This is a genomic window from Bacillus sp. JJ664, from assembly GCF_036962205.1.
GTDB lineage: Bacteria > Bacillota > Bacilli > Bacillales > Bacillaceae_G > Gottfriedia.
On record NZ_JBALMS010000149.1, the window covers coordinates 1 to 13,075 of the forward strand.

14 protein-coding genes are annotated in these 13,075 nt (G+C 34.1%); 12 read left to right on the forward strand and 2 right to left on the reverse strand.

Annotation, left to right across the window (positions count from 1 at the left end):
* The 11 genes from V7056_RS18495 to megL all read left to right on the forward strand — a co-directional run.
* Positions 1 to 1,143, forward strand: a 1,143-nt coding sequence (locus V7056_RS18495) for an MFS transporter (protein WP_499703867.1), incomplete at its 5' end; no start/stop codon positions are given.
* Between the two features lie 165 nt (positions 1,144 to 1,308).
* Positions 1,309 to 1,446 (forward strand): hypothetical protein, encoded by a 138-nt coding sequence (locus tag V7056_RS18500; protein WP_499703868.1) that lies wholly within the window; start codon positions 1,309 to 1,311, stop codon positions 1,444 to 1,446.
* Between the two features lie 245 nt (positions 1,447 to 1,691).
* A complete protein-coding gene (locus V7056_RS18505) occupies positions 1,692 to 2,615 on the forward strand; it encodes an alpha/beta hydrolase (protein ID WP_499703869.1) in 924 nt (307 codons plus the stop codon).
* A gap of 413 nt (positions 2,616 to 3,028) precedes the next feature.
* Positions 3,029 to 4,051, forward strand: coding sequence for an NADH:flavin oxidoreductase/NADH oxidase (locus V7056_RS18510; protein WP_499703870.1), 1,023 nt, complete (start codon positions 3,029 to 3,031; stop codon positions 4,049 to 4,051).
* Positions 4,052 to 4,228: 177 nt separating this feature from the next.
* The gene (locus V7056_RS18515) at positions 4,229 to 4,585 is read left to right on the forward strand and encodes a winged helix-turn-helix transcriptional regulator (protein WP_499703871.1); all 357 of its coding nucleotides are present in this window, start codon (positions 4,229 to 4,231) and stop codon (positions 4,583 to 4,585) included.
* Positions 4,586 to 4,947: 362 nt separating this feature from the next.
* On the forward strand, positions 4,948 to 5,967 hold the full coding sequence (locus tag V7056_RS18520; RefSeq protein WP_499703872.1) for an aldo/keto reductase: 1,020 nt from the start codon (positions 4,948 to 4,950) through the stop codon (positions 5,965 to 5,967).
* Positions 5,968 to 5,969: 2 nt separating this feature from the next.
* On the forward strand, positions 5,970 to 6,386 hold the full coding sequence (locus V7056_RS18525; protein ID WP_499703873.1) for an SRPBCC family protein: 417 nt from the start codon (positions 5,970 to 5,972) through the stop codon (positions 6,384 to 6,386).
* 266 nt (positions 6,387 to 6,652) lie between these two features.
* The gene (locus V7056_RS18530) at positions 6,653 to 7,687 is read left to right on the forward strand and encodes a TIR domain-containing protein (RefSeq protein WP_499703874.1); all 1,035 of its coding nucleotides are present in this window, start codon (positions 6,653 to 6,655) and stop codon (positions 7,685 to 7,687) included.
* Complete coding sequence (locus V7056_RS18535) at positions 7,684 to 7,863, forward strand: hypothetical protein (protein WP_464958176.1); 180 nt, start codon at positions 7,684 to 7,686, stop codon at positions 7,861 to 7,863. Before V7056_RS18530 ends, V7056_RS18535 begins: the two co-directional genes overlap by 4 nt.
* Positions 7,864 to 8,079: 216 nt before the next feature.
* Positions 8,080 to 8,691: a hypothetical protein gene (locus tag V7056_RS18540; RefSeq protein WP_499703875.1), complete on the forward strand. Its 612-nt coding sequence runs from the start codon at positions 8,080 to 8,082 to the stop codon at positions 8,689 to 8,691.
* A gap of 382 nt (positions 8,692 to 9,073) precedes the next feature.
* Positions 9,074 to 10,267 carry a methionine gamma-lyase gene (gene megL / locus V7056_RS18545; protein WP_499703876.1) on the forward strand — a complete coding sequence of 398 codons (1,194 nt, stop codon included), beginning with the start codon at positions 9,074 to 9,076 and terminating at the stop codon, positions 10,265 to 10,267.
* Between the two features lie 51 nt (positions 10,268 to 10,318).
* On the opposite strand, the gene V7056_RS18550 is transcribed toward megL, so the two are convergent.
* Positions 10,319 to 11,287 (reverse strand): NAD(P)-dependent alcohol dehydrogenase, encoded by a 969-nt coding sequence (locus V7056_RS18550; protein ID WP_499703877.1) that lies wholly within the window; start codon positions 11,285 to 11,287, stop codon positions 10,319 to 10,321.
* A gap of 294 nt (positions 11,288 to 11,581) precedes the next feature.
* Between V7056_RS18550 and V7056_RS18555 the strand changes: the two genes are divergently transcribed.
* Positions 11,582 to 12,022, forward strand: a complete 441-nt coding sequence (locus V7056_RS18555) for a hypothetical protein (protein WP_499703878.1) — start codon at positions 11,582 to 11,584, stop codon at positions 12,020 to 12,022.
* Positions 12,023 to 12,182: 160 nt separating this feature from the next.
* Here the strand turns inward: V7056_RS18555 and V7056_RS18560 are convergent.
* On the reverse strand, positions 12,183 to 13,075 hold an 893-nt coding region (locus tag V7056_RS18560), incomplete at its 5' end, for a sugar phosphate isomerase/epimerase family protein (RefSeq protein ID WP_499703879.1).

Consider the following 13,075-nt stretch of genomic DNA (forward strand, 5'->3'; position numbering starts at 1 on the left):
ACAGGATTACCAGCTGCATTATTTACTTTGGGTTCAGCAATCGCAGCATTATTGGTAGGCAGACTTTCTCAGCGTTTTGGTCGTCGAATAGGGCTTACCGCAGGATTTATCACTGGTGGGTTCGGGGCAATTGGAGTTGTGATCGCCGCAATTACAAATAATATTTTTATATTATTACCTTCATTACTAGTTTACGGAGCGGGTACTGCAACCAACTTGCAAGCTCGATATGCTGGAACTGATTTAGCTAATAAAAACCAGAGAGCGACTGCAATCAGTATTGCAATGGTTTCAACAACATTTGGTGCAGTTACAGGTCCAAGTTTAGTAGGTGTAATGGGCAATTTTGCAAATTCTATAGGAGTTCCTGCACTTGCCGGACCTTTCATTCTCTCTTCAATCGCATTTATATTAGCTGGTTTAGTTGTTTACATTCTTCTCCGTCCAGATCCACTTATTTTTGCAAGATTCATAGAATCTAATAAGAAGGAAAATGAAGTTATAGAAGATAATAATTCACACGTATTACAATCAAATAATAAACGAGGAATAGTTGTTGGTGCTTCGATTATGGTATTAACTCAGATTGTGATGGTTGCAATTATGACTATGACCCCAGTACATATGAAGCATCATGGACATAATTTAAGTGATGTTGGTGTAGTCATTGGATTTCATATTGGTTCGATGTATCTTCCATCACTTGTGACTGGGATTCTTGTAGATAAGATTGGAAGAATTGCCATGTCAATCGCTGCTGGAATAACCTTACTTTTTGCAGGTTTATTAGCCGCAATGGCACCAAGTGATTCTATGATTTTCTTAATTATTGCACTATCTTTATTAGGCTTAGGATGGAACTTTGGATTAATAAGCGGTACAGCACAGATCATTGATTCAACAAACTCTTCAACACGTGCCAAAACGCAAGGGTTAATTGATGTTTTTATTGCATTAGCAGGAGCTACCGGAGGGGCAATGTCAGGTATGGTTGTCGCAAATTCAAGTTATGCAACACTTGCATTAACTGGCGGTACACTTTCACTTTTATTAATTCCTGTTGTGATTTGGTCTCGATATGGAAAGAAAGAAAAAGGTGCGATCATTTTAAATAGTAATGAGCAAAAACAAGCTGAATCTTAAATATATAGTAAACACCAAATACCAAAAAAGTAAGCAGTTTTTATGCTTACTTTTTATAAAAAAAATATGTGAAAAATTTCACAAATAGTGAGTGATTTATGAATTTAATATGCTACATTGTACATGTAGGAACAAAACATCATCAAAATAAAAGGTGGTAATGAAATGTTCTTAATTATAGGATTCTACTCAATGCTTTTATTATATTTATTTGCTATCATTACACTTTTAATCGTGACAATTAAACAAGGTCCTGAAGATATCCAACTGAAAAATGTTAAAGGACTTTCTCAAGCATCATAATGATAAATTAACGTATACCCAATTACTTTTGTAGTTGGGTATTATTATTTGTATTAATTAAGAAAATAATAAAATTATTTATGAAGAATTTTATAATAATATTGGGCCTTTATAAAATTTCACTTGAACATAAGTCTCAAATCCTTCATAAATAGAATATGAAAAGAGAAAATAATCTTGAATCATCTGAAATCATTTATTGAAAATAGATCATGTTGATTAGGATTGAAAGGAGTGTGTACCAGATGAATAGACATAATATCAAAAAAACTCTACTCTGGGCATTAATTTTTACACCTTTTGTCATCTTCATCTTACCAATATTAGTTGGCTTGATCTTAACACATCCTAAAAGAAGAAAAACCGAGGAAACACCTGCTGATTATGGATTAGCCTATGATGAGGTTGAATTTAAAAGTGATTTTCAATCGGTTACGCTAAGAGGTTGGTGGATTCCTTCTAAAATACCTACAACTAATACGGTCATTACGGCACATGGGTATACTGATGAGCGGAGTCAAAAAACGATTCAATCGTTACGTCTTATTCAAAAACTACATGACTCTAACGTAAATGTACTTATGTTTGATTTTAGAAATAGTGGTAAATCAGGTGGCCGCAGTACAGGAATAGGTTATTACGAGCAACATGACTTAACAGCTGCAGTGGATTTTGTATTAAAATCAAAAGGGCAATCATCAGTGATTTTGTTAGGTTGGAGTATGGGGGCTGCAACAAGTTTACTCGTTGGGAGTCGACATCCTTTTGTAAAAGGTGTTATTGCTGACAGTCCGTTCCATGACTTACAAACTTATTTGGAAGAGAACTTAAATGTATGGTCAAAACTTCCGAAAAAGCCATTTACACCAATTATCATACAATCGATGAAACACTTATTACGCATTGATCCAAAAACAGTCTCACCGATCTTAGAAGTCCAAAAAGGTCACAACACAAGCTATTTGCTGATTCACGGTAAAAATGACGAACGCGTACCATTTACTAGTAGCCAATTAATTTTAGCGCAAATTCCAAAAGAAAGTGAAAAAACAATTTGGTTGACTGACTATGGACATATAACTTCATATCAAGAAGAACCAAAAGAATACGAACAAAAGATTTTAGCGTTTATTAACAATACATTTACAAGTGAAGAGGAAGAGCGTTAAAAATTAAGTTAGAAAGTAAATTAACATAGTTAAAAAGTAAAGTCTTGTATAAAATACAAGGCTTTTTATGATGATTTTTTAACATAATTTATTTGGAGCAGCTAGCAAATTGAACAGTTTAATTTCAGCAAAAAGATTGTCTTTTCTTACTAAAACAACTAAATGATAGATATCATCCTATTACAATGTTGTTTAAAAACAATCCTAATTCGAACGGACTGTGAAATTTTTTTCTGTAGTTTTAGGAAATACTTTTATTTGTGATTTAACAGCTTTTTCCATTGTTTTGATGCGAAGTTATATGATTATTTTCCAGTCGCAAATTTTATTTATAAGCAAAAAACTTTTATTCACTTTAGAAATGAAGTAAATTTACATTTAAATAATGGGAAACCAAAAGGAAGGTAATGAGAATGAATCATTTATTTACACCATTTAAAATAAAAGGGCTAGAATTAAAAAACCGAGTAGTTATGCCTCCAATGTGTCAATATTCAGTTACAAACAAAGATGGGATCGCAACTGATTGGCATTACACTCATTATGTGAGTAGAGCAATAGGTGGAGCTGGGTTAATCATTATTGAAATGACAGATGTAGAACCAGACGGTCGAATTTCAGATTTTGATCTAGGTTTATGGTCAGATGATCAAATTCCCGCTCTAAAACGAATCGTTGAAGCATGTCAACTACATGGAGCAAAAGTCGGTATTCAAATTGCTCATGCGGGACGTAAAGCTGTAGATGCACAAGTACCCGTATCTTCAAGCGCAATTCCTTTCGATGAGAAATCAAAAACTCCAAGAGAACTAACAACAAAAGAAGTGAGGGATATGGTTGAAAAGTTCCGTTTAGCTGTAGAACGTGCAGTCAAAATTGGAGTAGACACAATTGAATTACATGGTGCACATGGTTACTTAATCCATCAATTTCAATCACCATTAACAAATCGTAGATCAGATGAGTACGGAAAGGACTTAACTCTATTCGGTAAAGAAGTCATCCAGGCTGCCAAAAGTGTAATGCCAGAAGAAATGCCTTTAATTATGCGTATTTCTGCCATCGAATATGTAGAAGGTGGATATGGAATTGATCATAGTATTGATTTTTCTAAAGAATATCAAAATGCAGGAGTAGATATCTTCCATGTAAGCTCCGGTGGTGAAGGGCAAATTGCTGCTCACGGCAGACCTGGCACACATGTAGCATATCAAGTTCCTCTTGCAAGAGAAATTAAACAAGCCCTTAATGTGCCTGTCATTGCAGTTGGAAGATTAGACGAGCCAAGCCTTGCGAATGCTGTAGTTGGCAATGATGACGCTGACCTAGTTGCAGTAGGTAGAGGGATGTTGAGAAATCCTTATTGGACTTTAGAAGCTGCTTCTAAGTTAAATAAGGAGACAATTATTCCAAGACAATACACTACTGGATTTTAAAACAATTAGTACTCCAAGTCAGATGAACAAAAAGGATATTTTCCTACGAATGATTAATGAATGAAAAGAAAATAATAAACTTGGATAGGTATATAAAAATAGAAGTAATGTTAATCCTCGCTATTTAGTGAGGATTATTTATTAGAACTTCTATATTGTTGTTAAGGAGATCTGTAAATGAAGAAATATAACATACCGGTTGAAGCAGCATTAGAGGTAATTGGCGGTAAATGGAAAGTCGTGATATTATGTCATCTTAAGCTAGGGACTCGGAGAACAAGTGAATTAAAACGAGCAATGCCTGGAATAACTCAAAAAATGCTCACACAACAACTTAGAGAACTTGAAGAAGACGGAATCATCATTCGGACTGTATATAATCAAATACCACCTAAAGTTGAATATTCTTTATCAGACTATGGAGTCAGCTTGAATGAAATCTTACATTCATTATGTGTATGGGGAGAAAGTCATATCATAAAAAAATATGGAAATAAAGATGATGTTTTAGAAGTAAGTATTCTTAATGAATAGTAAAAAAGGTAGGGAATCCCTACCTTTTTTCTTTTATTCGGCTAGGGTTGCTAAAAAAATTCTAAAATTTTATTAAATAGATTTTACTTTTATACGCTAAATTTTCTCATTCAATTGATTTTAAATATGATAATAAATCATCGATATTATCATTTATACCTATTTGGTTCTTAAGTAACTAAAATGTGCCTTAAGAACAGAGGGGTTACTACCGCACTTGAAAGTACGTTCTTCTTTTCTTTTTCACATTATTTCATAATACCAATATAGCGAGTAATCACTTTTGATATCTCACTATTTATTTTAATGAATTAGCTTAATGAGTCATTTAAGCTTTTACTATATTTTATTGGAGGATTATGATGAAAAATTTATTTGAAGGAAAATTAGGTTTTGGAACTGCACCACTTGGTAATATGTTCCGAAATATACCAGAAGAAGAAGCACTTACGACTGTCGATGCTGCATGGAACAATGGGATCCGATATTTTGATACAGCACCATTTTATGGAGCAGGTCTAGCAGAGATTAGACTAGGTGAAGCATTGTCAAAATATAATCGAGATGAATTCGTATTAAGTACGAAAGTCGGCCGTTTAATTTTGGACGAACTAGAGGACCCATCAACTCGTGACTTAGGTGAAAAAGGTGGATTGTTCGAATTTGGACGTAAAAATAAGATGATAAACGACTACAGTGGCGACGCAACTTTACGTTCAATTGAGCAAAGCTTGAATCGTTTAAAAACAGATCGCCTAGACATTGTCTATGTTCATGATATTGCACACGACTTTTATGGAGACGAGTGGTTATCTCAATTTGAAATTGCTCGAACTGGAGCATTTCGCATTTTGACACAATTACGTGAAGAAGGGGTCATTAAAGCATGGGGTCTTGGCGTAAATAAAGTAGAGCCAATTGAGCTTGCTTTAGAACTTGGAGAAACGAAGCCAGACATTAGCTTATTAGCTGGTCGATACACTTTATTAGATCATGAGCGTTCTCTTCAACGATTAATGCCAACTGCAGCTAAGGAAAATGTTGATATTGTTGTCGGTGGTCCATATAGTTCAGGGATCCTAGCTGGTGGTACTCATTTCGAGTATCAGAAAGCCTCACCTGAAATTATTTCAAAAGTTGAAAAAATCAAGGGTATTGCTAACCGCCACAATATAAGCGTAAAGGCAGCTGCGCTACAATTTTCGTTAGCCAATCCAGCAGTTGCCGCTGTCATTCCAGGAGCAAGTCGACCGGAACGAATTATTGAGGATCAAGCAGCATTAAATGAAGTGATTCCTTCTGAATTTTGGTTGGAAATGCGCGAACAAAAACTAGTTTCGGAAAACGCCCAACTTCCAACAGACGATAAAAAGGAGGTATGAAAATGGCAAACACAACAGTAACAATGGTCATTCCTGCATCACCTAAACAAGTATGGCAATTAATCGGTGGCTTTAATTCACTTCCTGATTGGCTACCTTATATTCCAAACAGTGAATTAAGTGAAGGTGGGCGTGTAAGACATCTAGCCAATCCTGATGGAGATGCAATAGTGGAACGTCTTGAAGCGTTCAATGACAAAGCTCAATACTACACTTACTCAATTTTGGAAGCACCATTTCCAGTAACTAACTATCAATCAACATTACGTGTTGGAGGGCATAATGGTAGTAAAGAAACCTTAGTTGAATGGTCTGGTACCTTCACTCCTATTGGGGTGACTGAGGAAGAAGTTATATCATTATTTCATGGTATTTACCAAGATGGACTTGAAGCATTAAAATCTGCATTTTCAGCTTAAATCTATTCAAAAAGCTAACATATTGTTAGCTTTTATAATATGATTACACACGGAATGGTAGAAACCTTGAGTTATAACTAAGAAACTCACTCTTAATCGCAACAAAATAATAAGAAAAGCCCTAAATAAAAGAGCCTATGATATCATTTTTTAAACTTGTCCAAGGAACTTTGAACCATTTTCATTTATATTGAATGTTCGCAATCAAATTATGAGAATTTTATGATATAATCTGTGGTAATATTTACTAATTAGTTGGAGGTTTTATGGAAGAGAGAAGATCTAGAGTTTTTATCGGTTCATCTAGGGAAGCCATGCCATATGTTGATGCAGTACAATATCATCTAAGTTATTTTGCAGAAGTTACGCCTTGGAATTCTGCCTTTACGACTAATAAATATACGATGGAAGACTTAGAAAAACAGCTAGATCAAAATGATTATGGCGTCTTTATATGTTCACCTGATGATGTCATTACTATTCGAGGCAATAAATGTTTAATTACTCGAGATAATACTTTGTTTGAAATGGGTTTGTTTTGGGGGAAACTACGCAGAGGTCGGGTATTCTTTTTAATCCCAAATAAAACAAAAAAAATTCAAGTCGAAGAAGAACTGAAACTGTTAGATTTTCATTTCCTTTCTGATTTAATTGGCATAAATCATCTTACTTATGAAATAAGAGATATAGTAAACCATAAAGCTGCAGTAAGAGTTGCCTGCGGTGAAATTGCTGAAATCATTCAACAAACCGGTCCATTTGTAGACTATAAAGAACTTTATGAACAAGCAGCACTTAGGATCAGTGCATTAAACGTAGCTTCAAAATTTTCTGCAGACATTGCAATAAAACTGATGAAAACAAGTCCTGAACATATTCATGAATACATAGTTGAAACCTTAAAGCCAAAGTATGGTGTTCCAAGAGGATTCGAACTAACTGATATTGGTTTTTGGAAAAGGGAAGGTTCAGAAGGATTAAGACATATTGTTGGAGAAGTACCAAGCAACCAATTTCATAAATTTAATGTGAATGATGGTATTGAGGAAGATTCTGGTGAACGAATTCTAGTAGTAGATAGTTATTTGAAGAGCAATATACTGTTCTTGTTAACAAGAGATAACTTGTATAAAAGTTATCTAATATGTTATCCTATGGGAACAGAGGGCGTTATAACGGTTTCAATCACTGCTACTGATGATGAAGCAGAATTAAAAGATGAGGAACTGGATCTTTTAATCGTAGCGAATTCAAGACTAATGAGTACAATCGATTATCTATTTGGAGGTGGTTCTAAATGACAAGATATATTGATTTCAAAGACGTAAAAAAAATGGTTTCCAAAAAGGAATTAACGAAACATGTAAAACTAGTAGGTGTAAAAGCAACCGCCGACGTGAAAGGGAAAACCCAAGTAGGCAAAGTTGTATATAGACAAAAAGCAGATTACAGCGTACCTTTTGAAAACAATGCTTAAACAAATCAGTTAATTTTAACACTTTAACACTCTGTTAAAGTGTTTTTTGTATAATGATAAGACCACTCCAAACAAATAAATTTTTAAAAAATACTCCAATTCATTCATTTGCCAATTTTTTAGTTAATTGATGATATTTTGTAACAAGATTGACTCCATATTTTAATGGTTTGCTACATTCTTGTATAGTAACATTTAGTTAAGGAGTTGAGTTGGTTGAAAAAGAAACCTAAAAAAGTGTATGTAACACATAAACTGCATCAAGAAACCATGAATAAGTTAGATCAGCTTTCCCAACTAACTGGTACAACTATGGCAGAACTGTTGGAACAAATGATCAATGAAATGTACACCAATCATTTAAGTAATACAGGTGTTAAACAGATTTTTAATAATCATAAGCTAAATGAAAACTCTTTAGAACAAGAATTTGACCAGGAACTAAAAGATGAAGAACAAAACTGGAAATATGCTAATAAAGAATTAGATGAATTCAACCAAAAAATGGAATATTGGAAGAACGAAGAAAAAATGAAAAACAGCATGCAAGCCGAAAAGTTTAAGAAAAAACTAGATGATTGGGCAAAAGAATGGGAACGTTATTTTAGAGACTATTCATTTACAATTAAAGAAAATCATACATATCAATATAAATATTTTAACCCTAAAGATGGTGCAGAAGTATGGAAGAAGCATATGCGACAATATACTCGATTGTGGCATCCAGACTACGCCCTGAATGAAGGTAATCCACAAAAATTCGGTGAAATGAAAGCTGAATATGACATACTTACAGGTAAAATACCCACTGAAGAATATAGTTTATAAAAAATAAAAATTTTTAAATGTCGAGCTACCAATATACATACATATGATAATTAAAATGGACTACTTCGGTAGTTCTTTTTTTTATTCATTCTAATACGAAAAAAGGAGTTTCTTTAATTGTTACTCATTTTATTCTCGAAAATATGTATTTCCATCAGAAATGGTTAATAAAATATAAAAAGTAAAGCGCTTACATAATTTACTTAGTTGCATTTACAATCTTTGAGTATGGTTTAGGATTATCTATTTCTCAAATCGATTTATATTTTGTGATTAGATATTACTTAAAAATCTGCTAGAACCTCATCAATTACAATAACATCCAAAGCATGAATACTCATTTACGGAAAAAAAGAACGCTAATGGAGAGGGGCTAATTTATATGAAGAAAAAACAAATCGAGACAATGCTTATTCATGAAGGATATGAATCAAGTGAGTACCAAGGAAGTTTAACACCACCGTTATTTCAGACATCCACTTTTACTTTTCCTACAGCACAACACGGGGAACAAAGTTTTAGTGGGGAGAGTAATAGTTATATTTACTCAAGGCTAGGGAATCCAACTGTTCATATTTTAGAGGAACGAATGGCTACTTTGGAAGAAGGAGAAGCTGCGCTAGCTTTTGGGTCTGGTATGGCCGCCGTTTCGACTACTTTGTTTTCACTAATCAGTGCTGGTGACCATATTGTATGTTCAAAAGGAATATACGGATGTACATTTGGATTATTAGAAATGTTGGAAAATAGGTTTGGTGTGCAACATGATTTTTGCAACATGTCTACTGAAGAGGAGCTATTAGAGGTAATTCAGGAAAATACAAAGGTTATTTTTATTGAGACCCCAATTAATCCTACTATGAAACTCATTGATATAGAGAAGGTTGTAACAGTAGCTAAGAAAAAGAACATCATAGTAGTCGTTGATAATACATTTTGTTCACCATATTTACAAAATCCTTTAAGTCTTGGCTGTGATATTGTGTTACATAGTGCAACGAAATATATTGGCGGACATGGGGATGTCATCGCAGGAATTGTTGTGTGTAAAACTAAAGAATTGGCTGAGACAATGTTTCCTATTAGGAAGGACACAGGTGGCATAATGTCTCCGTTTGATGCATGGTTATTACTTCGTGGATTGAAAACTTTAGCAGTTCGTATGGAACGTCATTGTGATAATGCAGAAAAAGTTTTTGCATTTTTACAATCGCATCCAATTGTGAAAGAAGTATACTATCCGGGCGATTCGAATCATCCTGACTACTACATTTCTAAGAAGCAAATGAGAAAAGGTGGAGGCGTGATCGCTTTTACGGTGGATGGATCGAAGGAAGAAACACAAGACATCCTCAATCAGTTGAAGATGATTAAGATTGCTGTAAGTCTAGGCGATACAGAGACATTAATTCAACATCCAGCTACTATGACACATTCTGTTGTACCAAAAAAATTACAGCAGAAAATGGGGATAACAGATAATATGATTCGTATGTCAGTCGGCTTAGAAGCATGGGAGGATATTGTGGACGACCTTCAACAAGCATTTGCTAGTACAACAAAACAAAAAATTTAAAAAGGCTGAATTTCAGCCTTTTTTATTGTACATCTACTATAAGAGAGTTATTTACATAGAAATGATAACTTTACCTTGAGCGTGACCTTGTTCAAAATACCTGAAAGCATCAGGTACTTCACTCAATTTATAACAGCGATCTATAATGGGTTTTATTTTATCTTGTTCAATAAGTTCTTTCAAAAAAATCAAATCTTTTTGGTTTGCCCTTTGTAACATGCTACTCATTTTCTTATTCCCAGTTATTGAAAGCAAAGGTCCGAACACCATTGCTTCGGCTAATTGTCCTCCAGAACCTCCTACCATTACATAATTGCCATTGGGATTAAGTGCACGCTTATAAGTTGATATGGATTGGTAGCCGTTAACAGCAATGATTAAATCGTAAGTCCCGTTAATTTCTTTAAGATCTTTCATTGTATAGTCAATTGTATGATCTGCTCCGATTGATTGTAAAATATCTATATTTCTTGTACTACACACACCAGTTACTTCTGCTCCAAATGCTTTGGCAATTTGCACTGCAAACGTACCAACACCACCAGAAGCACCATTTATTAATACCTTCTGTCCCGACTGAATTTTACCTTTGTTTCTAATTGCCTGTAATGCAGTAACGCCTGCCATAGGAACAGCTGCTGCTTCCTCAAAAGACAAATTTACTGGTTTGAATGCCAATGCATTTTCGGGTACAGCTACGTATTCGGCAAAACCACCCCAACCACAAGTTGATAAGTCACCAAACACTTCATCTCCTGGTCGAAAGTGCTTAACATCTTTGCCGACAGCCTCAACTAAGCCTGCTATATCTCCACCAGGTATAGCGTATTTTGGTTTAAGAATACCAAAAGCAAAACGTGCTAAAAAAGGTTCACCTTTTAAAAGTACAAGATTCCCATAATTTATGGAGCTTGCTTTTATTTTTACAAGTACTTGATTGGATTTTGGAATTGGTTTTTCTACTTCTGAAAGTTCAAGAATGTCAGGTGAACCATATTTCCTACAAACAATAGCCTTCAAATTTATTCCTCCTCATTTCAGTAAAATGAAATCATACAAGTAAAAACTAAATAATTAATAAAGTACTTAATCATTTCACTGTTTAAAACTAGTCAAATTTCATATGAACTCTTTTTACTTTAGAGTCATACCATCCTTCTAAAGTTATATATATTGCAGTCAAGTATGATAAATTCAAACTAATGTAATCAGCCTAAGAGAATATATATATTTAAAAAAGGGGTATGCAGAGTCTATTTTTAATAGCTTGAGAGGGAAAGATGAACATCTAAATTATGAAAGCATGGGGGTAATATGAAAAAAGATATTATTCTTTTTAGCCTAGTAATTATTCTGATCACTAGCTTGTCGACAGTATTTATTTTAAAAAAAGTCCAAAAATCAATACCATCAAGGCTATTACAAATAGGTTACTTGATATCGAATAATATGGATCAGATTGAGTTCAAAAAGGAAATTACTGATGACGAAAATCAAAATGCGGTTGATTATATAGAAGGTATCTTTTGGGGGGCAAATCGCACTACTAACCCAAATGTAGACCTTCATCACCCGGATGTTGTTTTATTTATCAACAGTCCTAGACAAGGAACGAGGATCCTTAATTCTATGATTTGGTTTACTGATAATGGTGTGATTATTGGCGTAATTAACGGCGACAATAAAATAGAGTTTAGAATACTAGAAAAATCGGAAGTAGAATACTTTAAAAATATTATCAGTTATAAAAAATAATAAATGTAAAAGGAATCCACATTTTTTTCATTACTGATCATTAAAAAACGATAGGGGAAGAAGGTGGCTGCGATTTAAGTTAGGTCGAACAAAATAAAGAAAAAAGCTAATTAATTGAATTAGCTTTTTCTTAATCAATTAAAGAAAAGTAAACAATAAATTAAGTCCACCACATTTGACCGACAGATTCTTTTACAATAAGCGGTTTTAAATTTTCGACTGCCTTAGTAAATCCTTCGTTAATAGACATTAATCCATCCTCATGTTCGATACTAACAACATAGTCATAACCATAGAGTCGAAGAGTGCTTATCATATCTGCCCAAGTTTTTTGATCATGTCCAAAGCCAACTGTTCTAAAATACCAGGCACGATCGCGCATTTCTGAATAGTCCGTCATGTCTGTTAGTCCATTTCGATTCATGTTTTGTTGGTCAATTATAGTATCTTTTGCATGAAAATGATGAATGGCATTTTCACGGCCAAGAATTTTAATTGCTTCTATTGGATCAATTCCTTGCCACCACATATGACTAGGATCAAGGTTAGCGCCAATAGCAGGACCGCAAGTTTCTCTTAATCGTAACATTGTCGCTGGTGTATGAACGGAAAATCCTCCATGTAGCTCTAAACCGATTTTTACATTGTGTGCTATTGCTAAATCATTTTTTTCTTTCCAATATGGAATTAACTTTTCTTCCCATTGCCATTTCAAAATTTCTTGGAAATCATGTGGCCATGCTGTAACTGGCCAGTTAGGATAAAGCGCATTTTCGTGATCACCAGGACAGCCTGAAAAAGTATTTACGACAGGGACTCCTAATTCGGAAGCAAGGCGAATTGTTTTCTCTAAAAGATCGTCAGCAGGCTTTGCAATTTTTTTCTGTGGGTGTAGGGGGTTTGCATGACAACTCAAAGCACTAATGATCAATCCATGATCTGAAATTTTTTGTTTAAACTTTTTAATATTAGATTCATTATTTAATAGCTCATCAATTTGACAATGTGCATCACCAGGGTATCCTCCAGTGCCTAACTCAATAGCCTCTACAC

What these genes read in the sequence shown, in the direction of transcription:
- V7056_RS18530 (WP_499703874.1), top strand. Translation starts at nt 6,653, where the DNA reads ATGGAAGAGAGAAGATCTAGAGTTTTTATCGGTTCATCTAGGGAAGCC.
- V7056_RS18515 (WP_499703871.1), top strand. Translation starts at nt 4,229, where the DNA reads ATGAAGAAATATAACATACCGGTTGAAGCAGCATTAGAGGTAATTGGC.
- V7056_RS18520 (WP_499703872.1), top strand. Translation starts at nt 4,948, where the DNA reads ATGAAAAATTTATTTGAAGGAAAATTAGGTTTTGGAACTGCACCACTT.
- megL (WP_499703876.1), top strand. Translation starts at nt 9,074, where the DNA reads ATGAAGAAAAAACAAATCGAGACAATGCTTATTCATGAAGGATATGAA.
- V7056_RS18555 (WP_499703878.1), top strand. Translation starts at nt 11,582, where the DNA reads ATGAAAAAAGATATTATTCTTTTTAGCCTAGTAATTATTCTGATCACT.
- V7056_RS18500 (WP_499703868.1), top strand. Translation starts at nt 1,309, where the DNA reads ATGTTCTTAATTATAGGATTCTACTCAATGCTTTTATTATATTTATTT.
- V7056_RS18525 (WP_499703873.1), top strand. Translation starts at nt 5,970, where the DNA reads ATGGCAAACACAACAGTAACAATGGTCATTCCTGCATCACCTAAACAA.
- V7056_RS18505 (WP_499703869.1), top strand. Translation starts at nt 1,692, where the DNA reads ATGAATAGACATAATATCAAAAAAACTCTACTCTGGGCATTAATTTTT.
- V7056_RS18535 (WP_464958176.1), top strand. Translation starts at nt 7,684, where the DNA reads ATGACAAGATATATTGATTTCAAAGACGTAAAAAAAATGGTTTCCAAA.
- V7056_RS18510 (WP_499703870.1), top strand. Translation starts at nt 3,029, where the DNA reads ATGAATCATTTATTTACACCATTTAAAATAAAAGGGCTAGAATTAAAA.